The sequence below is a fragment of the Streptomyces sp. NPDC102451 genome (genome assembly GCF_044765485.1).
Classification (GTDB): domain Bacteria; phylum Actinomycetota; class Actinomycetes; order Streptomycetales; family Streptomycetaceae; genus Streptomyces.
The window spans coordinates 192,093-213,285 of record NZ_JBIWKD010000006.1 but is presented as its reverse complement, the minus strand read 5'-3'; the positions used below and the strand labels follow the sequence as shown (position 1 = coordinate 213,285).

20 protein-coding genes and 1 riboswitch are annotated in these 21,193 nt (G+C 69.6%); of the genes, 12 read left to right on the top strand and 8 right to left on the bottom strand.

Annotation, left to right across the window (positions count from 1 at the left end; genetic code table 11):
* Positions 1-16 precede the first annotated feature (16 nt).
* Positions 17-1,618 carry a Na+/H+ antiporter gene (locus ACIRD8_RS16510; RefSeq protein WP_403991210.1) on the bottom strand — a complete coding sequence of 534 codons (1,602 nt, stop codon included), beginning with the start codon at positions 1,616-1,618 and terminating at the stop codon, positions 17-19.
* A 35-nt stretch (positions 1,619-1,653) separates the two neighbouring features.
* Here ACIRD8_RS16510 and ACIRD8_RS16505 point away from each other — a divergent pair, with 35 nt between their 5' ends.
* From ACIRD8_RS16505 to ACIRD8_RS16495, 3 genes are all read left to right on the top strand, one after another.
* Positions 1,654-1,914 carry a UBP-type zinc finger domain-containing protein gene (locus ACIRD8_RS16505; protein ID WP_403991207.1) on the top strand — a complete coding sequence of 87 codons (261 nt, stop codon included), beginning with the start codon at positions 1,654-1,656 and terminating at the stop codon, positions 1,912-1,914.
* Between the two features lie 230 nt (positions 1,915-2,144).
* Complete coding sequence (locus ACIRD8_RS16500; RefSeq protein WP_014154139.1) at positions 2,145-2,558, top strand: anti-sigma regulatory factor; 414 nt, start codon at positions 2,145-2,147, stop codon at positions 2,556-2,558.
* Positions 2,555-3,532, top strand: a complete 978-nt coding sequence (locus ACIRD8_RS16495; RefSeq protein WP_403991204.1) for an RNA polymerase sigma factor SigF — start codon at positions 2,555-2,557, stop codon at positions 3,530-3,532. Before ACIRD8_RS16500 ends, ACIRD8_RS16495 begins: the two co-directional genes overlap by 4 nt.
* Before the next feature lie 28 nt (positions 3,533-3,560).
* Here the strand turns inward: ACIRD8_RS16495 and ACIRD8_RS16490 are convergent, their stop codons facing one another.
* Entirely contained in the window at positions 3,561-4,013 is a 453-nt protein-coding gene (locus ACIRD8_RS16490; RefSeq protein WP_403991202.1) for a hypothetical protein, read from the bottom strand.
* Positions 4,014-4,162: 149 nt separating this feature from the next.
* On the opposite strand from ACIRD8_RS16490, the gene ACIRD8_RS16485 reads away from it, so the two are divergent.
* Complete coding sequence (locus tag ACIRD8_RS16485) at positions 4,163-5,131, top strand: diacylglycerol/lipid kinase family protein (protein ID WP_403991199.1); 969 nt, start codon at positions 4,163-4,165, stop codon at positions 5,129-5,131.
* 320 nt (positions 5,132-5,451) lie between these two features.
* Positions 5,452-5,709, top strand: coding sequence for a WhiB family transcriptional regulator (locus ACIRD8_RS16480; protein ID WP_003953983.1), 258 nt, complete (start codon positions 5,452-5,454; stop codon positions 5,707-5,709).
* Positions 5,710-5,907: 198 nt separating this feature from the next.
* Here ACIRD8_RS16480 and ACIRD8_RS16475 read toward each other — a convergent pair whose 3' ends face one another.
* The gene (locus tag ACIRD8_RS16475; protein ID WP_403991837.1) at positions 5,908-7,374 is read right to left on the bottom strand and encodes a sensor histidine kinase; all 1,467 of its coding nucleotides are present in this window, start codon (positions 7,372-7,374) and stop codon (positions 5,908-5,910) included.
* A gap of 548 nt (positions 7,375-7,922) precedes the next feature.
* Here ACIRD8_RS16475 and nagB point away from each other — a divergent pair.
* Positions 7,923-8,708, top strand: a complete 786-nt coding sequence (gene nagB, locus ACIRD8_RS16470) for a glucosamine-6-phosphate deaminase (protein ID WP_403991196.1) — start codon at positions 7,923-7,925, stop codon at positions 8,706-8,708.
* Positions 8,709-8,782: 74 nt separating this feature from the next.
* Here the strand turns inward: nagB and ACIRD8_RS16465 are convergent, their stop codons facing one another.
* The 4 genes from ACIRD8_RS16465 to ACIRD8_RS16450 all read right to left on the bottom strand — a co-directional run bounded on the left by ACIRD8_RS16465 (position 8,783) and on the right by ACIRD8_RS16450 (position 13,501).
* Entirely contained in the window at positions 8,783-10,303 is a 1,521-nt protein-coding gene (locus ACIRD8_RS16465) for a glycoside hydrolase family 3 protein (RefSeq protein ID WP_403991193.1), read from the bottom strand.
* 10 nt (positions 10,304-10,313) lie between these two features.
* Positions 10,314-11,060 carry a carbohydrate ABC transporter permease gene (locus tag ACIRD8_RS16460; protein WP_403991834.1) on the bottom strand — a complete coding sequence of 249 codons (747 nt, stop codon included), beginning with the start codon at positions 11,058-11,060 and terminating at the stop codon, positions 10,314-10,316.
* Between the two features lie 89 nt (positions 11,061-11,149).
* A complete protein-coding gene (locus ACIRD8_RS16455; protein ID WP_403991190.1) occupies positions 11,150-12,130 on the bottom strand; it encodes a carbohydrate ABC transporter permease in 981 nt (326 codons plus the stop codon).
* 90 nt (positions 12,131-12,220) lie between these two features.
* The gene (locus tag ACIRD8_RS16450; protein ID WP_403991187.1) at positions 12,221-13,501 is read right to left on the bottom strand and encodes an extracellular solute-binding protein; all 1,281 of its coding nucleotides are present in this window, start codon (positions 13,499-13,501) and stop codon (positions 12,221-12,223) included.
* A gap of 283 nt (positions 13,502-13,784) precedes the next feature.
* Between ACIRD8_RS16450 and ACIRD8_RS16445 the strand changes: the two genes are divergently transcribed.
* From ACIRD8_RS16445 to ACIRD8_RS16420, 6 genes are all read left to right on the top strand, one after another.
* Positions 13,785-14,555: a GntR family transcriptional regulator gene (locus ACIRD8_RS16445; RefSeq protein ID WP_403991831.1), complete on the top strand. Its 771-nt coding sequence runs from the start codon at positions 13,785-13,787 to the stop codon at positions 14,553-14,555.
* A 178-nt stretch (positions 14,556-14,733) separates the two neighbouring features.
* The gene (locus ACIRD8_RS16440) at positions 14,734-14,997 is read left to right on the top strand and encodes a DUF3311 domain-containing protein (RefSeq protein ID WP_403991184.1); all 264 of its coding nucleotides are present in this window, start codon (positions 14,734-14,736) and stop codon (positions 14,995-14,997) included.
* Positions 14,994-16,628: a monocarboxylate uptake permease MctP gene (mctP, locus tag ACIRD8_RS16435; protein WP_403991181.1), complete on the top strand. Its 1,635-nt coding sequence runs from the start codon at positions 14,994-14,996 to the stop codon at positions 16,626-16,628. The genes ACIRD8_RS16440 and mctP overlap by 4 nt, the downstream gene beginning before the upstream one ends.
* Positions 16,629-16,754: 126 nt before the next feature.
* Positions 16,755-17,255 carry a GNAT family N-acetyltransferase gene (locus ACIRD8_RS16430; protein WP_403991179.1) on the top strand — a complete coding sequence of 167 codons (501 nt, stop codon included), beginning with the start codon at positions 16,755-16,757 and terminating at the stop codon, positions 17,253-17,255.
* 40 nt (positions 17,256-17,295) lie between these two features.
* Positions 17,296-17,430: riboswitch (cobalamin riboswitch) on the top strand.
* Positions 17,431-17,566: 136 nt separating this feature from the next.
* On the top strand, positions 17,567-19,963 hold the full coding sequence (locus ACIRD8_RS16425; protein ID WP_403991176.1) for a ribonucleoside-diphosphate reductase subunit alpha: 2,397 nt from the start codon (positions 17,567-17,569) through the stop codon (positions 19,961-19,963).
* Positions 19,963-20,979 carry a ribonucleotide-diphosphate reductase subunit beta gene (locus ACIRD8_RS16420; protein ID WP_382984452.1) on the top strand — a complete coding sequence of 339 codons (1,017 nt, stop codon included), beginning with the start codon at positions 19,963-19,965 and terminating at the stop codon, positions 20,977-20,979. Before ACIRD8_RS16425 ends, ACIRD8_RS16420 begins: the two co-directional genes overlap by 1 nt.
* Here ACIRD8_RS16420 and ACIRD8_RS16415 read toward each other — a convergent pair.
* On the bottom strand, positions 20,976-21,188 hold the full coding sequence (locus tag ACIRD8_RS16415) for a hypothetical protein (protein ID WP_403991173.1): 213 nt from the start codon (positions 21,186-21,188) through the stop codon (positions 20,976-20,978). The genes ACIRD8_RS16420 and ACIRD8_RS16415 overlap by 4 nt on opposite strands.
* Between the last annotated feature and the right edge of the window lie 5 nt (positions 21,189-21,193).

Here is a 21,193-nt window from a genome sequence, read left to right as displayed (position 1 = left end):
ACCACAGGGAACGCGGTCACGCGCCGTCCGACTCCCGGTACGCGGCCGCCTCCTCCAGGTCGAGACGCCGCAGCAGCGCACGCAGCATCTCGTCGTCGATCCGCCGCTCGTCCCTGAGGCGTACGAAGACCTCCCGCTCGGCGGCGATCATGTCCCTCGCCAGCCGCCGGTAGGTGTCGTCCGCCGACTCCCCGGTGACCGGATTGGTCGCGCCGAGCCTCTCCCACACGGCGTTGCGGCGCCGCTCCATCACGGCGCGCAGCCGCTGGACGAGCGGGTCGGGCAGCGCGTTGCGCGGATCGGCCAGCAGCTCCTCCAGCGCGGCGTCGGCGGCCGTTGACGCCTCGTTCTGCGCTTGCGCCTCGGCCAGCGTCTCGGTGCGCGCGCTGCGTCTCGGCAGCTTCAGGACGCGCACGAGGAGGGGCAGGCTCAGCCCCTGGACGACCAGCGTCCCGATGACGGTCGTGAAGGTCAGGAACAGCACCAGATTGCGCGCGGGGAAGGCCTCCCCGTCGTGCGTGACCATGGGGATGGAGAACGCGATGGCGAGCGAGACGACGCCCCGCATCCCGGCCCAGCCGACGATCAGGGCCGAACTCCAGGAGGGCGGGCCCTCGCGCTCCCTGATGCGTGCGGAGAGCCAGGGCGGCAGATAGCTCGCCGGGTACACCCAGACGAAGCGCACCACGACCACGGCCACGAACACGAGGACCGCGTAGCCGAAGGCCTCGGCCACGCCGTAGGAACCCAGCCCCCGCAGCACGAAGGGCAGCTGCAGCCCGATGAGCGCGAAGACCGCCGACTCCAGGATGAACGCGACCATCTTCCAGACCGCCGCCTCCTGGAGCCGCGTAGCGAAGTCGACCTGCCAGGAGCGGTGCCCCAGGTAGAGCGCGACGACGACCACGGCGAGCACTCCGGAGGCGTGCACGCGCTCCGCCGCCGCGTAGGCGACGAAGGGGATCAGGAGCGACAGGGTGTTCTGGAGCAGCGCCTCCTTGAGGTGCGTACGCAGCCAGTGCAGCGGCACCATCAGCAGCAGGCCGACGCCGACGCCCCCGACGGACGCCAGGGCGAACTCACCGATCCCGGCGCCCCAGCTCATGCCCTCGCCGACGGCCGCGGCCACCGCCACCTTGAACGCGGTGATCGCGGTGGCGTCGTTCACCAGGGACTCGCCCTGGAGGATCGTCGTGACCCGGGCCGGCAACCCCACCCTGCGGGCGATCGCCGCGGCCGTGACGGCGTCCGGCGGGGCGACCACCGCACCGAGCACCAGCGCGGCGGTGAGCGGCAGGTCCGGCACGAGGAGATGGGCCAGCGACCCCACGGCGACCGTCGCGAACAGGACGTACCCCACGGAGAGCAGCGCGACCGGGCGCAGATTGGCCCGCAGGTCGAGGTACGAGCTGTCGACCGCCGCCGTGTAGAGCAGCGGCGGCAGCAGCAGGGGCAGCACGATGTGCGCGTCCAGCGTGTAGTCGGGCACCCCCGGCAGGTACGAGGCCAGCAGGCCGGCGGCGACCAGCAGCAGCGGCGGGGGCACCGGTGTCCGGCGGGCGGCCCCCGCGACCGCCGCGCTTGCCGCGACGAGCGCCACCAGCGGCAATGCGTCCATCTCGCTGTCCTCACATCCGACGTAACGTGGCCATCATGAGTGAGTGCCTCCACGTATCCGAACTGCCGCGCCCCGAACCCGCCCCGCTCAGCGACACCTGTCCGGAGTGCCTGGTGGCCGGAACCCATCCCGTGCAGCTGCGGCTCTGCCTCGTCTGCGGCCACGTCGGGTGCTGCGATTCCTCGCCCCTGAGACACGCCACGGCGCACTTCGAGGCGACCGGCCATCCGGTGATGCGCAGCTTCGAATGCGCCGAGAGCTGGCGCTGGTGCTTCGTGGACGGTTCGATCGTCTGACGTCTGGGTACGTCAAACCGGCGCCGGTTCTTCGCAATTGACCGCCGCAGACCCCTAGCCACTGTGTGTACTCATATGCCTACCATGAGTAATCAGCGGGTTGCGGTCTCGGCGACACGGCATCATGGGTCGCGACAGCGTCGCCGAACCACAGAACCGACGACGGACCGCACGGCCCCGGGCACTCGTCCCGGAGCCTCGAACGAGTTTGTGCCACCTTGGAGGTGAGGGTGTCCCAGATCGCAGGCGAGCCCGGGAACCAGGACTTCGTAGAGGTCCGGCTGCCCGCTGCGGGTGCCTACCTGTCGGTGCTGCGTACGGCCACGGCCGGTCTCGCAGCGCGCTTGGACTTCACTCTCGACGAGATCGAGGATCTTCGCATCGCGGTCGACGAGGCCTGCGCGATCCTGCTCCAGCAGGCCGTGCCCGGCTCCGTCCTCAGCTGCGTGTTCCGACTCGTCGGCGATTCCCTCGAGGTGACCGTCTCGGCCCCCACGACGGACGGACGCGCCCCTGAGCGCGACACCTTCGCCTGGACGGTGCTCTCCGCACTGGCCGGCAAGGTCGACTCCACGGTCGCCGACGACCGTACGGTCAGCATCAGCCTCTACAAACAGCGCGGCGCGGGACCCGGGCCGGCGTGAGCGACGGGAACGGGGACGGTCCTGTGCGGGACGAGACGATCCGGTCGGGGCCGGTGCGACCGGCAGCCCTGCCGGAGCAGCAGGCCCGGCCGCATCCGGAAGGCGGCGCGGACGACGCGCAGGGCCCTCCGGCCACGGCGGAGCAGTCGCGGGCCGAGCAGGCGCAGCAGCCGCAGGCGGAGCGGACGGGCCGGATGAACGAGCACGGGCACCACGATCCACATGACCGCAGTGGGGCACGGGCGCTCTTCATCGAGCTCCGGGAGCTCCCCGACGGCTCCGTGGAGAAGGCCGAGCTGCGCAACCGGCTGGTGCGGATGCATCTGCCGCTCGTGGAGCACCTGGCCCGCAGGTTCCGTAACCGCGGCGAGCCGCTGGACGATCTGACACAGGTCGCCACGATCGGCCTGATCAAGTCGGTCGACCGGTTCGACCCGGACCGCGGGGTCGAGTTCTCGACGTACGCGACCCCCACGGTCGTCGGCGAGATCAAGCGCCACTTCCGGGACAAGGGCTGGGCGGTGCGGGTTCCCCGGCGCCTCCAGGAGCTGCGGCTGTCGCTGACCACGGCCACCGCGGAGCTCTCCCAGCAACACGGCCGCTCCCCCACCGTGCACGAGCTGGCGGAGCGCCTGGGCATCTCCGAGGAGGAGGTCCTGGAGGGGCTGGAATCGGCCAACGCCTACAGCACCCTCTCGCTCGACGTCCCGGACACGGACGACGAGTCGCCCGCGGTCGCGGACACCCTGGGCTCCGAGGACGAGGCGCTGGAGGGCGTCGAGTACCGCGAGTCGCTCAAGCCGCTGCTGGAGGACCTCCCGCCGCGCGAGAAGCGGATCCTGCTGCTGCGCTTCTTCGGCAACATGACCCAGTCGCAGATCGCACAGGAGGTCGGCATCTCCCAGATGCACGTCTCCCGCCTCCTGGCCCGCACGCTGGCGCAGCTGCGCGAGCGGCTGCTCGTCGAGGAGTAGCGGACCGCTCGGGGGTGAGCGCGAAGGGTCAGGCGTCGGGGGTCGTGCGCGGCCCCCGACGGATGCCCAGCGCCTCCGTCGTGGCGGGGTTCAGCAGCAGCACGAGCGCCGTCACGGCGACTGCCGCGAGGACGATGCCCGCCGGGATCAGGGCGCCCTGGGCCCGCAGCAGCGTCCAGGCCACCGGCAGCGCCATGAGCTGCGTGATGAGCGCGGGGCCACGGCTCCAGCTGCGCCGCCGCAGCAGTCCGCGGGCGGCGAACAGCGGGATCAGGCCGAGCGCCACCAGCGTGAGCCCGCCCATCTCCGCCTGCTGCATGCTGTCGGGCCGGCCGAACAGCCCGACGGCCAGCATGTAGATCCCGCCGACGGCGAGCGCCGCGCCTTCGAGCGCGTTGAGTGCGGCCAGTACGGCGATCCGGCCCGGCTTCTCCGGGCCGGCCGAGGGCGAAGGAGAGGGCGCGTTCTGCTGAGTGCTCACGCCCTTCAGATTCGCATCCCGGCCGCCCGGACGCGAAGCCGGGGCCACGGCGGGCACACCCCGGGTGAGTTGTCACGCTGCGTGACCGGGCGTGGACCGGGTGGATCGGGACTTCAGGGCGGTACCGCGCGGTAGGTACTCTGGCGGGCATGCGCGCACTTCTCGTGGTCAACCCAGCTGCCACCACTACCAGTGCGCGCACGCGTGACGTGCTGATCCACGCCCTGGCGAGCGAGATGAAGATCGAAGTCGTGACCACGGAGCACCGGGGTCACGCGCGTGACCTGGGGCGTCGGGCCGCCGACTCCGACGACATCGACCTGGTGGTCGCCCTCGGCGGCGACGGCACGGTCAACGAAGTGGTCAACGGACTGCTGCACAAGGGCCCCGACCCCGAGGGGCTGCCGAGCCTCGCCGTGGTCCCCGGCGGCTCCACCAACGTCTTCGCGCGGGCCCTGGGCATCCCCAACGACGCCGTGGAGGCCACGGGCGCCATCCTGGACGCCCTCGCGTCCCGCAGCGAGCGCACGGTCGGCCTCGGCCTGGCGGCCGGCACCCCGGGCACGGCGGACGAGGCCGTCCCGGGACGGTGGTTCACCTTCTGCGCCGGGCTCGGTTTCGACGCGGGCGTCATCGGCCGGGTCGAACAGAAACGCGAGCGGGGCAAGCGGTCGACCCATGCGCTGTACGTGCGCCAGGTGCTCCGGCAGTTCATGGACGACCCGCACCGGCGCAACGGGATGATCACCCTGGAGGTCCCCGGCCAGGACCCCGTCACCGACCTCGCGCTGTCGATAATCTGCAACACCGCACCCTGGACCTACCTGGGGAACCGCCCGATATACGCCTCCCCGAAGGCGTCCTTCGACAGCGCCCTGGACGTCCTCGGACTGAAGCGTCTCTCCACCCCCGCCGTGACCCGGTACGCCACCCAGCTGCTCACTTCGAGCCCGGAGAAGGGCCCGCACGGCAAGCACGCCGTGTCCCTGCACGACCTCACGGACTTCACCTTGCATTCAAAGGCCCCACTGCCCTTCCAGATGGACGGTGACCACCTGGGACTGCGTAGAAGCGTGACGTTCACAGGCGTACGCCGTGCACTGCGTGTGATTGTGTGAGTGGAAGGGGCGAAAGTCCTTTAACTCGAACGTTTGGGCTGGCCCCCACCCCTTAGAAGTACGGCTGTGACCTAGTCGACACCGAGGAATCAAAAAAAACTTTCCAGAAGGGGTTGTATCCGCCGCCGAGGTTTGCGAATCTCTACATGGCGATCGGGACGGCCCGCAACATCGGCCTCCACTGAGAGCCAGAACCCCTCCTCACCACAACAGGACCACATCCAGTTCATCTGGGCGTCGGACCTTCGTCTGCGGGGGGATTCGTGAAAGCGTTCACATTCACAAGCACCAGCATGTAATACCAAGGAGAGGTAGCAGCCATGGACTGGCGTCACAACGCCGTTTGTCGTGAGGAAGACCCCGAGCTGTTCTTCCCCATCGGCAACACCGGTCCTGCGCTGCTGCAGATCGAGGAAGCCAAGGCCGTCTGCCGTCGCTGCCCCGTCATGGAGCAGTGCCTGCAGTGGGCGCTCGAGTCCGGCCAGGACTCCGGCGTCTGGGGTGGCCTCAGCGAGGACGAGCGCCGCGCAATGAAGCGCCGCGCCGCTCGCAACCGGGCGCGTAACGCCAGCGCCTGACCGACGCCCCCCGCACGACGAGCCTCAGCCCGGCGGCGCGTACAGAGCGTACGCACAGCCCCGCCTTCGAGTCGCAGCGCGCAGTACCCCCGAAGCGCATCGCACCGTAGCACCACGCAGTGGGCCCGGACCGTTACCACGGTCCGGGCCCACTGCTGTGCGGCGGCGATGCGGCTCGGCCGCACCACCCGCCGTTCGCTACTTGTCGTTCTGTACGGGGATGTCGAGCACCACCTGTGTTCCGCGCACCGGGGCCGGCACCATGCCGAACGTGCCGCCCAGTTCGCCCTCGACCAGGGTCCGCACGATCTGCAGTCCGAGATTGCCGGCCCGCTGGGGGTCGAACCCTTCGGGCAGCCCGCGTCCGTCGTCCGTCACGGTGATCAGCAGCCGGCCCTCGGCCGGTGAGCCGCCGCGCACCGCGGAGACCTCCACCGTGCCGCGCTCGGCCACGGTGAACGCGTGCTCCAGGGCGTTCTGCAGCACCTCGGTGAGCACCATCGAGAGCGGAGTGGCCACTTCCGCGTCGAGGATCCCGAAGCGCCCCGTGCGGCGGCAGGTGACCTTTCCGGGCGAGATCTCGGCGACCATCGCGATCACCCGGTCGGCGATCTCGTCGAACTCGACCCGCTCGTCCAGATTCTGGGACAGCGTCTCATGGACGATGGCGATCGAACCGACCCGCCGGACCGCCTCGTTGAGCGCCTCGCGCCCGCGCTCGGAGTCCATGCGGCGCGCCTGGAGGCGCAACAGGGCGGCCACGGTCTGGAGGTTGTTCTTCACCCGGTGGTGGATCTCCCGGATGGTGGCGTCCTTCGTGATCAATTCCCGCTCGCGGCGGCGCAGTTCCGTGACGTCACGGAGCAGTACCAGTGAACCGATGCGCACCCCCTTGGGCTTGAGCGGGATGGCGCGCAGCTGGATGACCCCTCCGGCGCCCTCGACCTCGAACTCCCGGGGCGCGTAGCCGCTCGCCACCTTGACCAGGGCCTCGTCCACCGGGCCGCGTGACGGGGCGAGTTCGGCGGTCGTCGCACCGAGGTTGTGGCCGACGAGGTCCGAGGCCAGGCCGAGCCGGTGGTAGGCGGAGAGGCCGTTGGGGCTGGCGTACTGCACGACACCGTCAGCGTCGAGCCTGATCAGCCCGTCACCGACGCGCGGCGACGCGTCCATGTCGACCTGCTGGCCGGGGAACGGGAAGGATCCGGCGGCGATCATCTGGGCCAGGTCGGAGGCCGACTGGAGATAGGTGAGCTCCAGCCTGGACGGCGTGCGCACGGTGAGCAGGTTGGTGTTGCGGGCGATGACCCCGAGGATCCGGCCCTCCCTCCGTACGGGGATCGACTCGACCCGGACGGGCACCTCCTCCCGCCACTCCGGATCCCCCTCGCGCACGATGCGGCCCTCGTCCAGGGCGGCGTCCAGCAGCGGCCGGCGGCCGCGCGGCACGAGGTGGCCGACCATGTCGTCCTGGTAGGAGGTGGGGCCGGTGTTGGGCCGCATCTGCGCGACCGACACATAGCGGGTCCCGTCGCGGGTGGGCACCCACAGCACGAGGTCGGCGAAGGAGAGGTCGGAGAGCAGCTGCCACTCCGAGACCAGCAGATGGAGCCACTCGAGGTCGGTGTCACTCAGGGCTGTGTGCTGGCGGACGAGGTCGTTCATGGAGGGCACAGGGGCGAGCGTACCTGTGGAGACGAAGTGGATCCGAACCGAACGGGCCGTGGATACGTGACACTGTGGGAGCGCGGACCCTCGACGAGAATGTCCGCGCACATGGATGGACACGGCCTATTGGTCTAGTCCACAATGCACCACGTAGGGGCAAGGGTGGGAACCCGTCCCCTGCGCGACAGACCTCCGCTCTCCCCGCACAGGAGAGCGGACCGAGGTATCCGGCGCTCTCTGCCCTGACTGCGCCGGTGCCTCCAGTGGCCGGAGGCACCGCACACCGCCGGCCAGGCAGGGCCTGCCGAGAGGCGGGCCCGTAGCTCCGGGCTGCGGTGCCGGACGGGCTGAGGGTCCCGTCCTGGCGCCGCGGCCCGCGGGTGTTTCCGGGGGCATTCCCCCGCGGACGCACACCGTCCGCCGACAGGGCGACAACCAGTGACGCACACGTGGACGGTTCACCTCCGGGCCGCGCCGTTCTGCTAGATTGGCCTCCAGATTGGTCTATACCACATGACGCCACTCTTCAGATCGGCAGGCACAGCGTGGAAGTTGTCATCGTCCCGGACGCCACGGCAGGCGGCGAACTGATCGCGGAGGCCATCGCGGCCCTGCTGAGCCGTAAGCCCGACGCCCTGCTCGGCGTGGCCACCGGCTCGACCCCGCTGCCCATCTATCAGGCACTCACCGCGAAGGTCCGCTCCGGCGCCGTGGACGCCTCGCGCGCCCGCATCTGCCAGCTCGACGAGTACGTCGGGCTGCCCGCAGGCCACCCCGAGTCCTACCGCTCGGTCGTCCTGCGCGAGGTCATCGAGCCGCTCGGCCTGTCCGAGAAGTCCTTCATGGGCCCGGACGGCACCGCCGAGGACGTCCAGGCGGCCTGCGAGGCGTACGACAAGGCGCTCACCGAGGCGGGCGGCGTGGACCTCCAGCTGCTCGGCATCGGCACCGACGGGCACATCGGCTTCAACGAGCCGTGCTCGTCCCTCGCCTCCCGCACCCGCATCAAGACGCTGACCGAGCAGACGCGGATCGACAACGCGCGCTTCTTCGACGACGACATCGAGCAGGTGCCCCGCCACGTCATCACCCAGGGCATCGGCACCATCCTGGAGTCCCGTCACCCGGTCCTGCTGGCCACCGGCGAGGGCAAGGCCGACGCGATCGCACGGACGGTCGAGGGCCCGGTCGCCTCGGTCGTCCCGGCCTCGGCGCTGCAGCTGCACCCGCACGCCACCGTGGTGGTCGACGAGGCGGCGGCCTCGAAGCTGAAGCTGGCGGACTACTTCCGCGCCACGTACGCGGCGAAGCCGCGGTGGCAGGGCCTGTAGAGACCCCGTAACCCCGTACGCGTGAGGGCCGGGCACCTGTGCGGTGCCCGGCCCTCACGCGTTTCCTCCCGGGCTCAGCCGGTTCCCGTGATCGCCTCCGCGGCCGCGACCCCGCACACCCGGGCCGCGCCGTACGTGGCGACGTGCAGGGCGCCCCGGGGCGGGGCGTAGGGCAGGCCCATCTCGACCACGACCGTGTCGGGGCGCGCCGCCAGCACGGCGTCCAGCGCCTCGCTCATCCACGCGTGCCGGTGGGCGTCGCGGACGACGGCGACGATGCGCCGCTTCCCCGCAGCCTTCAGCACCTCGGCGGCGGGCGACGCGCTCCCGGTGCTGTAGGTGTCCGTCTCCGTGCCGGGCAGTATCCGGGCCAGCTCGGCCGCGACGCCCCACGGGGTCTCGTCGCCGACCGCGATGTTGGCGACCGGGGTGAACGCGGCGACGTAGGCCGGCTCGCTCAGCGGCTCGCCGCTGCCCGTGACCGTCACGGCCCTGCGGGCCGCGACCAGTCCGACGTCGGCTCCGAGGCCGGGCGCGGTCCCCTCCTGCATGTCCGCGCCCGGCTCCGGGGCAGCCCCCCTGACCCTCTGCGTCCAGGACGCGAGGGCCCGTACACGCGCGGCGGCGTCGGCCAGCCGCTCCTCCGGCAGTTCGCCGGTCCGCACCGCCGTCACCAGTGCGTCGCGCAGCCGCAGCACGGTGTCCTCGTCGGCCAGCCCGCCGCCGACGCAGATCGCGTCGGCGCCCGCGGCGATGGCGAGGACGGATCCGCGCTCGATCCCGTACGTGCCGGCGATGGCGTCCATCTCCATGCCGTCGGTGACGATCAGCCCGTCGTAGCCCAGCTCCTGGCGCAGCAGACCGGTGAGGATCTGGGGGCTCAGGGTCGCGGGCCGGGTCGGGTCGAGTGCGGGAAGCAGGATATGTGCACTCATCACTGATTTGGAACCCGCGGCGATGGCCGCCCGGAAAGGCACCAGCTCACGGGCGTGCAGGGTGTCCAGGTCCACATCGATGCGGGGCAGCGAGTGGTGCGAGTCGACGGCCGTGTCGCCGTGCCCCGGGAAGTGCTTGGTGCAGGCGGCGACCCCGGCGGCCTGGAGCCCCTCGACGTATGCGGCGGTGTGGCGGGCGACGAGCTCGGTGTCGGCGCCGAAGGAGCGTACGCCGATGACCGGATTGCCCGGGTCGGAGTTGACGTCGGCGGACGGCGCCCAGTTGAGGTTGACCCCGCACTCGGCCAGCCGGCGGCCGAGCTCCCGGGCGACGGCCCTGGTCAGGCCGGTGTCGTCGACGGAGCCCAGAGCGAGGTTGCCCGGGAAGGACGAGCCGCTGCGGACCTCCAGCCGGGTGACGTCGCCGCCCTCCTCGTCGATCGCGACGAGTACGTCGTCCCGCTCGGCGCGCAGCCGTGCGGTGAGCGCGGCGAGCTGCTCGGGCGAGTGGATGTTCCGGCCGAACAGTCCGACGGAGGCCAGGCCTTCGCCGACCCTGCGCAGGAGCCAGTCCGGAGCGGTCGTGCCGGTGAAGCCCGGCTGGAGGACCGCGAGCGCGTCGCGGGTGACGGTGTCCGTGGTGGATACGAGGGTGGTCATGACAGCCGGGTTATCCCTTCACTGCGCCATCGGTCAGACCGCTGACGGCCTTGCGCTGCAGGAAGACGAAGAGGATGAGGATCGGGATGGCGAAGACCGAGGACGCCGCCATCGTGGCGCCCCAGTCGTCGCCGAACTGGGTCTGGAACTGCGACAGCCACAACGGCAGGGTCTGGGACTCCGCGTCCTTGTTCAGGACCAGCACCAGCGGGAACTCGTTCCACGCGGTGATGAAGCCGAACATCGAGGTGGACATCAGTCCGGGCGCGAGCAGCGGCAGGATCACCTTGCGGAACGCCTGGGGGCGGGTGCAGCCGTCCACCATGGCGGACTCCTCCAGCTCCTTGGGCACGGCGGCGACGAAGCCGCGGAGCGTCAGGAGGGTGAAGGGCAGCACCATCACCATGTAGAAGAGCGTCAGCGGGATCAGGCTGTTGAGCATGTCCGAGTCGCGCACGATGAAGTAGATCGCGATGACCATGACTTCCCAGGGCGCCATCTGGGCGACCATGAAGCCCACGATGAAGCCCTTGCGCCCCTTGAACCGCATCCGGGCCAGGGCGAAGGAACCCGCCAGCGCCAGGATGAGGGAGAGGGCCACCGCGAGGACGGTGACCGTCAGGGAGTTGCGGACCATCGTCCAGAAGTTCTCGGCCGCGAAGGCGGTCCGGAAGTGCTCGAACGTGAAGTTCGTGGGGAACCAGACCGGGTCGTCCGCGACGATGTCCGGCGTCGGCTTGAAGGCCGTCGCGAACATCCAGTACACGGGGAAGACGAGGCCGATGATCAGCAGGACCGCGGCGCCGTTCCGCCAGACGCCGCTGAACCGTGACGAAGCCGAGCGCTTCACAGCTCCTCCTCCTCTTGCTTGAGAACGATCCGGAGGTAGTAGGAGGTCAGCAGGAGCAGGACCACGATGGTGAGCATCGCGATCGCCGAGCCCATGCCGTAGTGCTGGTTCCCGACACCTTCGACGTAGGCGTACACCGGCAGGATCTCGGTGAGCCGGTCCGGGCCGCCCTGGTTGATCGCGAAGACCTGGACGAAGGCCTTGAAGATCCAGATGATCTCCAGGAAGGTCGTCGCGAGGAGGAAGGGCCGCAGGAACGGCATGGTGACCGAGGTGAAGCTCTTCCACGGGCCGGCGCCGTCGAGCGAGGCGGCCTCGTAGAGCTCCTTGGGGATGGTCGTCGTGGCCGCGTACAGGTTGATCGCGACGAACGGGATCGACATCCAGACGATGAGGACCGTGACGACGAAGAAGGTGGAGAACTGGCCGCCGGTCCAGTTGTACTCGGCCATCGAGTGGAAGCCGACCTTGTCCAGCACCCAGTTGACGACACCGAACCGGGAGGCGAAGAGCCACTGGTACACGGTGGTCGCGGCGACGACGGGCATCGCCCAGGCCAGGACCAGCGCGGTGAGGAGCGCGACGCGCATCCGCTTGCCGAGGCGGGCCACCAGCAGTCCGACCAGGGTGCCGATGAGCATGGTCAGGAAGACGTTGACGGCGGTGAAGGCGATCGACCGGACGGTGACGTTCCAGAAGTCCTCGCTGCCGAGGATCTCCTTGTAGTTGTCGATCCCGTTCCACTCGGTGAGGTGCTGGATCAGCTGCCTCATGTTGAGGTCCTGGAACGACAGCAGGGTGTTCTTGACCAGGGGCCAGCCGAGGAACACCAGGGTCACGGCCACCGGGGGGATCAGCAGCAGATACGGTGCCGCCGCACCGGATCTGCGGCGCGCCACGGGTTCGCCCGGGCCTGCGCCGGCCCCCTTCACCACGTCCGTCGGACCTGAAGGCGGCCGTTCGGTCTGCACGGTCATGCTCGCCATCTCTTTCTCGGCACCATGGGACACAAATCGACTGCCGGGGGCCGGGCTCCGTGTCGGAACCCGTCCCCCGGCAGTTCGGCCTTACTGCTTCTGCGCGAGACGCTTGTTGAACTCCGCCTCGACCTGCTTGGCGGCTTCCGCATTCGACTTGCCGTTCAGGACCGCCGTCATGAAGGTCTTGATCGGGTTGGGCGCATTCTCGACCGCGGCCCACTCCGGGATCAGCGGGGTGGTGCCACCGACCTTGGCGCCCGGGGCCGCCGCCTCGGCGACCACGTTGCCGGTCAGGTTGGAGTTCAGGGACTCCTTGTTCGGGATGACGCCGTTGAGCTTGGCGAGCTGGCCCTCGTACTTGTCGGAGAGTGCGAGCTTCAGGAACTCCTTGGCGAGGTCCTGCTTCGCGCTGCCCTCGGCGACGGCGAGGTTGGAGCCACCGAGGAAGACACCCTCGGGCTTCTCGGCGGTCTCACCCGGGATGGTGAAGTAGCCGATCTCCTTCTCGATGGCCGGGTTGGCCTTGATCGCCGTGCCGGCCTCCCAGCCCATGCCGATGAAGGCGCCGGTCTTGCCCTTGGCGAAGATGTCCGCCTGCTGCGGGGTGGCCTCGTCCTTGTCCTTGGGGGCCTTGGAGTAGTCCTGGTACTTCTTGTACAGGTCCATCGCCGCGCCGATCTTCGGGTCGGCGAGGTTGGAGACCCACTTGTCCCCGTCCTTCTTCACGAGGTCCGCACCCTGGCCGATGGTGAGGCCGTCGAAGAAGTACCAGTTCTGGCCCGGCAGGTAGATCGGCTCGGCCTTGCCCTTGGCCTTGATCTTGTCCAGCGCGGCGAAGAACTCGTCACGGGTCTTGGGGACCTCGGTGACACCGGCCTCCTTGAAGACCGACTTGTTGTAGATCACCACACGGTTGGCGAAGTACCACGGGGCGGCGTACTGCTTGCCGTCCACGACCGCGGCCTCGTTCAGGTTGGCGGCCCAGTCGCCGCCGATCTCCGACTTGAGGTCACCGAGGTCGGCGAGGCCGCCGGTCTTGGCGTACGCCGCGGTCTGGGTGTTGCCGATCTCGAAGACGTCCGGCGGGTTCTCCTCGGAGAGGGCGGTCGTCAGCTTCTGCTGGATACCGTTCCACTGCTGGACCTCGAACTTGACCTTCGCGCCGGTCTTCTTCTCGAACTCGGCGGTAAGGTCCTTCTGCCACTGATCCGGCGTCGAGCCGTCCATGGCCCAGACGGTCAGGGTCTCCCCCTTGTAGCTGTCCGGCCCGGACTTCTTGCTGTCGCTGCCGCTGTCGTCGGAGCCACACGCTGCCATGCTGACCATCATGCCCGCGACGCCGATCGCCGCGATGAGCTTGCGCTTCACGCCAAACCCTCCTCAGGGTGCTGCAACCCCCCGCCCACCGCGAAGACACCGACGAGTAGTACTGCTGGGGCTGGGACCTGGTCTTTAATGGTTTAGACCAGTACCGGGAGCTTGGCCTAGACCTTTAGGGGTGTCAAGGGTGTATAAGAAGTGCACTCGCGTCCGTTATAGGACCGACACCTGAGGGAGGGCGACGACCCGTGACCGGACCGTGCCACCATGTGAGCCGCGACAGACGGAGGAGCCGGTGACGGCAGCAACGCAGCAGTCGGGAAGGCGGGCCATGGGTGCCGACGGGGGCAGCAGTACGAGCGAGACCGGTGCGGGCGCGGGTGCGCGTACGGCACGCGTCCCGAAGTACTACCGGCTCAAGCGTCATCTCCTCGACATGACGGACACCATGCCGCCCGGCACCCCGGTGCCGCCCGAACGGACGCTGGCCGCCGAGTTCGACACCTCGCGCACGACGGTGCGTCAGGCCCTCCAGGAGCTGGTGGTCGAGGGCCGGCTGGAGCGCATCCAGGGCAAGGGCACCTTCGTCGCCAAGCCGAAGGTCTCGCAGGCGCTGCAACTCACCTCGTACACCGAGGACATGCGCGCCCAGGGCCTGGAACCCACCTCCCAGCTGCTGGACATCGGCTACGTCACGGCGGACGACACGCTCGCCGGGCTGCTGGACATCACGGCGGGAGGCCGGGTGCTGCGCATCGAGCGGCTGCGGCTCGCCAGTGGCGAACCGATGGCCATCGAGACCACCCACCTGTCGGCCAAGCGCTTTCCCGCGCTGCGCCGTTCACTGGTGAAGTACACCTCTCTCTACACGGCGCTGGCCGAGGTGTACGACGTCCGGCTCGCCGAGGCCGAGGAGACCATCGAGACCTCGCTCGCCACGCCGCGCGAGGCGGGACTGCTCGGCACGGACGTCGGTCTGCCGATGCTCATGCTCTCCCGTCACTCGATCGACGGGGAGGGCGAACCGGTGGAGTGGGTGCGCTCGGTGTACCGGGGCGACCGGTACAAGTTCGTGGCCCGACTGAAGCGTCCCACCGACTGAGACTCCCCGGGTCCCCCGGACGGATGATGCCCCCGCACGCGCGGGGGCATCACTCATTTCGGGCGACACCGGACCGTTGCAGGACCGCAATGCGGACGGGGGGTGACGATGGCCGGAACTACCGCTTAGATTTCCTGCGCGTTGCACCAGGTGATCAGCGAGGGGACGGAGTCGCCACATGCCGGAAGAAACCGATGCGAACCCACCAACAGCACCCACAGTGACACCCACGAGGGTGGTCATCGGGCTCTGTCTGATCGCCCCGTTCGTGGCGATGCTCTGGGTCGGCTCGTACGCGAAGGTCGACCCGACCTTCATCGGCATTCCGTTCTTCTACTGGTACCAGATGCTCTGGGTACTCATCTCGACCGCTCTCACGATGATCGCGTACAAGCTGTGGCAGCGTGACCAGCGCGCCCGCAAGGGGGGTGCGTCAGCATGAAGGACGGCGTGAACGGCGTAGCACTCGCCGTATTCATCTTCTTCTTCGTGGCCGTCACGGTCATCGGCTTCATGGCCGCGCGCTGGCGCAAGGCCGAGAACGAGGCCAGCCTCGACGAATGGGGCCTGGGCGGACGTTCGTTCGGTACCTGGGTCACCTGGTTCCTGCTCGGCGGCGACCTCTACACGGCGTACACCTTCGTCGCGGTGCCCGCGGCGATCTACGCGGCGGGCGCGGCCGGCTTCTTCGCCGTCCCGTACACGATCCTCGTCTACCCGCTGATCTTCACCTTCCTGCCGCGCCTGTGGTCGGTGTCGCACAAGCACGGCTACGTCACCACCTCGGACTTCGTCCGCGGCCGGTTCGGCTCGAAGGGGCTCTCGCTGGCGGTCGCCGTCACCGGCATCCTCGCCACGATGCCGTACATCGCGCTCCAGCTCGTCGGCATCCAGGCCGTGCTGGACGTCATGGGCGTCGGCGGCGGCGAGAACACGCACTGGTTCATCAAGGACCTGCCGCTGCTCATCGCCTTCGCCGTCCTCGCCGCGTACACGTACTCCTCGGGGCTGCGCGCACCCGCGCTCATCGCGTTCGTCAAGGACGGCCTGATCTACCTGGTCATCGCCGTGGCGATCATCTACATCCCGATCAAGCTCGGCGGGTTCGACGACATCTTCGCGAAGGCGGGCGAGGCGTTCGCCCAGACGAACGAGGCGACGGGCAAGCCGCGCGGTGCGCTGGTGCCCGGCGAGATGGGTCAGTGGGGCTACGCCACCCTGGCGCTGGGCTCGGCGCTGGCCCTGTTCATGTACCCCCACTCGATCACGGCGACGCTCTCCAGCCGCAGCCGTGAGGTGATCCGGCGCAACACCACGATCCTGCCGCTGTACTCGCTGATGCTGGGTCTGCTGGCCCTGCTCGGGTTCATGGCGATCGCCGCCGGGATCAAGGTGGACAACGGCCAGCTCGCCATCCCGCAGCTGTTCGAGAACATGTTCCCCGACTGGTTCGCCGGTGTGGCCTTCGCCGCGATCGGGATCGGCGCCCTGGTGCCCGCCGCGATCATGTCGATCGCCGCGGCGAACCTCTTCACCCGCAACATCTACAAGGACTTCCTCAAGCCGGACGCGACCCCGGCCCAGGAGACCAAGGTCTCCAAGCTGGTCTCGCTGCTGGTGAAGGTGGGCGCGCTCGCCTTCGTCCTGACCATGGACAAGACGGTCGCGATCAACTTCCAGCTGCTGGGCGGTATCTGGATCCTCCAGACGATGCCCGCCCTGGTGGGCGGCCTGTTCACCCGGTGGTTCCACCGCTGGGCCCTGATCGCGGGCTGGGCGGTCGGCATGATCTACGGCACGGTGGCCGCCTACGGCGTCGCCAGCCCCACCCAGAAGCACTTCGGCGGGTCCTCGAAGGAGATCCCGGGCATCGGGGAGATCGGCTACATCGGCCTCACCGCCTTCGTGCTCAACGTCGTCGTCGTGGTCGTGCTGACGTTCGTCCTCAACGCGGTGAAGGCACCGGCCGGCGTGGACGAGACCTCTCCGTCCGACTACACGGCGGACGCGGGCGACCCCGGCGTCAAGGCCGAGCTCCCGCCGGCCACGGCGGGCGCCCCGGGCGGCCACTGACCGCCCCAGGAGTACGCGTGACGCCGTCCCGGCAGGGTCTCCCTGCCGGGACGGCGTCGTCACGGCCGACGGCCCCGGTACGGAACGGGGGCGCGCCGTGCCCGCCTCCTGCGGCAGACTGCGCCCATGGACGTATCGATCAGGCCGGCCCTGCCCTCCCAGTTCGCGGATCTGGCCGAGATCACCGCCCAGGCCTATCTCGGCGACGGGCTCCTGGACTTCGGCGCCGAGGACCCCTACCTGGAGCAGCTCCGCGCCGTCGAGCGGCGGGCGGCGGAGGCCGAGGTGCTGGTCGCGCTGGACGCCGACGACCGGCCGCTGGGCGGTGTCACCTACGTCGCGCCCGGCAGCCCGTGGGCGGACATCGCCGGGGGCGGCGAGGCCGAGTTCCGGATGCTGGCCGTCTCGCCGGAGGCCCGCGGGCGAGGCGTGGGTGAGGCTCTCGTACGGGCCTGTATCGAGCGGGCACGGGCCGCCGAGGGGGTCTCGGGGATCGTCCTGTCGACGGCCCCGGCCATGCTGGGCGCCCATCGGATCTACCGCCGCCTCGGCTTCGTACGGACTCCTGAGCGGGACTGGTGCCCTCTTCCGGGCCTCGCACTCCTGACATTCCGCCTGGAGCTCTGAGCCATCACGACACAAGATGTGGGGGCTTCTTCATTCGGCAGCCCCCACATGTATGCTCGACCTCGCTGTCGCCGCAGGGGAATCCGGTGAGAATCCGGAACTGTCCCGCAACGGTGTGATCGGTGCGCTTTGCGCACCCGAAGTCCGAAGACCTGTCGACAGTGCGCCCGGCTCGACCGATCCGGGCGTCGAGACGTCCGGGCCCCGCGGAGGGCCGGTGGACGCCGTGCGCCGTGCTGCCCCTCCCCGGGCGCCGCCGTGTCCGGCTGCCCCGCTCCCGCAGGCCCTGAGCCGAGCGAGGGATAGCCCCAGTGACCATCGCGCCAGCCGACCCGGTTTCAGCCACGGATTCCGAAGGCCGCACGACCGACGCGCCCGGGACCGCACTGCTGCGGACCCTGACCGGCCTCACCGCCGATCTGCCCGACACCGATCCCGGACGGGTGGCCGCCGCCGCACTGCGCGGCCGCAACGCCCGGTCGGACGAGGCCGAGTTGCGCTCGCTGGCCACCGAGGCCGCCGCCGGCCTGATCTCCGAGGACCCGGCCTACTCCCGGCTCGCCGCTCGGCTCCTCACCCGGGCCATCGCGGACGAGGCCGCCGGCCAGGGCGCCGTCTCCTTCTCGGCGTCGGTCGCCGTCGGGCACCGCGAGGGCCTGATCGCGGACCGTACGGCCGAGTTCGTCACACTGCACGCCGCCGCCCTGGACGCGCTGGTCGACGAGGCGCTCGCCGACGGCGCCGACGACCGCTTCGGCTACTTCGGACTGCGGACGCTGCACAGCCGGTACCTGCTGCGCCACCCGCTCACCCGCGACGTCGTGGAGACCCCGCAGCACTTCATGCTGCGCGTCGCGGCCGGGCTCGCCGAGGACACCTCCGAGCGCGCCCTGGAGGAAGTGGCCGCGCTGTACGGCCTGATGAACCGGCTGGACTACCTGCCGTCCTCCCCCACCCTCTTCAACTCCGGCACCCGGCACCCGCAGATGTCCTCCTGCTACCTGCTGGACTCGCCGCTGGACGAGCTGGACTCGATCTACGACCGCTACCACCAGGTGGCGCGGCTCTCCAAGCACGCGGGCGGCATCGGCCTCTCGTACTCCCGCATCCGCGCCCGGGGTTCACTGATCCGCGGCACCAACGGGCACTCAAACGGCATCGTGCCGTTCCTGAAGACGCTGGACGCCTCCGTCGCCGCGGTCAACCAGGGGGGCCGGCGCAAGGGTGCCGCCGCCGTGTACCTGGAGACCTGGCACGCGGACATCGAGGAGTTCCTGGAGCTGCGCGACAACACGGGTGAGGACCAGCGGCGTACGCACAACCTCAACCTGGCGCACTGGATCCCGGACGAGTTCATGCGCCGTGTCGACGCGGACACCGGCTGGTCGCTGTTCTCCCCCGCCGAGGTCCCCGAGCTGGTCGACCTGTGGGGCGACGAGTTCGACGCGGCCTACCGCGCGGCCGAGGCCAAGGGCCTGGCCCGCAAGACGATCCCGGCGCGTGAGCTGTACGGCCGGATGATGCGGACCCTCGCGCAGACCGGCCAGGGCTGGATGACGTTCAAGGACGCCTCCAACCGGACCGCGAACCAGACCGCCGAGCCGGGCCGCGTCGTTCACTCCTCGAACCTGTGCACGGAGATCCTCGAAGTCACCGACGACGGCGAGACGGCCGTCTGCAACCTCGGTTCGGTCAACCTGGGCGCCTTCGTGGCGAACGGCTCGATCGACTGGGAGCGCCTGGACGCCACCGTGCGTACCGCCGTGACCTTCCTCGACCGCGTGGTGGACATCAACTTCTACCCGACCGAGCAGGCCGGCCGCTCCAACGCCCGCTGGCGCCCGGTGGGTCTGGGCGCGATGGGCCTCCAGGACGTCTTCTTCCAGCTGCGCCTGCCCTTCGACTCCCCCGAGGCCCGCGCGCTCTCCACGAGGATCTCCGAGCGGATCATGCTCGCCGCGTGCGAGGCCTCCTGCGACCTCGCCGAGCGGTCGGGTCCCCTCCCCGCCTGGTCCGAGACCCGCGCCGCCCGCGGTGTGCTCCACCCCGACCACTACGACACCGAGCTGAACTGGCCGGAGCGCTGGGACGCCCTGCGCGCCCGGGTCGCGAAGACCGGGATGCGCAACTCGCTGCTCCTGGCCATCGCGCCGACGGCGACGATCGCCTCGATCGCCGGTGTGTACGAGTGCATCGAGCCGCAGGTCTCCAACCTCTTCAAGCGTGAGACGCTCAGCGGCGAGTTCCTCCAGGTCAACGCCTACCTGGTCGACGAGCTGAAGCGGCTCGGCGTCTGGGACGCGCGCACCCGTGAGGCGCTGCGCGAGGCGAGCGGCTCCGTCCAGGGCTTCGCCTGGATTCCCGAGGACGTGCGGGCGCTGTACCGCACGGCGTGGGAGATCCCGCAGCGCGGCCTGATCGACATGGCGGCGGCCCGTACGCCCTTCCTCGACCAGAGCCAGTCGCTGAACCTGTTCCTGGAGACGCCGACGATCGGCAAGCTCTCCTCGATGTACGCGTACGCCTGGAAGCAGGGGCTGAAGACGACGTACTACCTGCGCTCCCGCCCGGCGACCCGCATCGCGCGTGCCGCGTCCGGGAAGACCGCCGCCACCGCCCCCATTCCCGTACAGCAGGCGTCCTCCCCCGACGCGGACGCGATCGCCTGCTCCCTCGAAAACCCCGAGTCCTGCGAGGCATGCCAGTAATGAGCTCCAACGAAGACAAGAACCTGCTCGACCCGGGCTTCGAACTGACCCTGCGCCCCATGCGCTACCCGGACTTCTACGAGCGCTACCGGGACGCGATCAAGAACACCTGGACGGTGGAGGAGGTCGACCTGCACTCCGACGTCGCCGACCTCGCCAAGCTCTCGCCCGGTGAGCAGCACATGATCGGCCGGCTGGTCGCGTTCTTCGCGACGGGCGACTCGATCGTCTCCAACAACCTGGTGCTGACGCTGTACAAGCACATCAACTCCCCGGAGGCGCGGCTCTACCTGTCGCGTCAGCTGTTCGAGGAGGCCGTGCACGTCCAGTTCTATCTGACGCTGCTCGACACCTATCTGCCCGACCCGGAGGACCGCGCGGCGGCCTTCGACGCGGTCGAGGAGATCCCCTCGATCCGCGAGAAGGCGCAGTTCTGCTTCCGCTGGATGGACTCGGTCGAGAAGATCGAGCGGCTGGAGACGAAGGCCGACCGCCGGCGCTTCCTGCTCAACCTGATCTGCTTCGCCGCATGCATCGAGGGCCTGTTCTTCTACGGCGCCTTCGCGTACGTGTACTGGTTCCGCTCGCGCGGCCTGCTGCACGGTCTCGCCACGGGCACCAACTGGGTGTTCCGCGACGAGACGATGCACATGAACTTCGCCTTCGAGGTCGTGGACACCGTCCGCAAGGAGGAGCCGGAGCTCTTCGACGACGAGCTCCAGCAGCAGGTCACCGACATGCTGAAGGAGGCCGTCGAGGCGGAGCTGCAGTTCGGCCGCGACCTGTGCGGCGAGGGCCTGCCGGGGATGAACACCGAGTCGATGCGCCAGTACCTGGAGTGCGTCGCCGACCAGCGGCTCACCCGGCTCGGCTTCCCCGCGCTCTACGGCTCCGAGAACCCGTTCTCGTTCATGGAGCTCCAGGGGGTGCAGGAGCTGACGAACTTCTTCGAGCGCCGCCCCTCCGCGTACCAGGTGGCGGTGGAGGGGTCGGTCGGCTTCGACGACGACTTCTAGACCCTCGCCCAGGACCTGATGTACGGGCGCCGCGTGGCCATGACCGGCTGCGCGGCGCCTGCCGCTTGCGGGGGCTCGGCGCCCCGGCGCCGTTCCGCCTCGCGGAGCTCGCGGTCGATCCGGCGCTCCCGCGTGAACCCGACGAGGGCGGGCAGCAGGACGAGGGCGAAAAGTGCGGTTACGGCCAGGTAGCTCAGGAATGTGTTCATGGCTC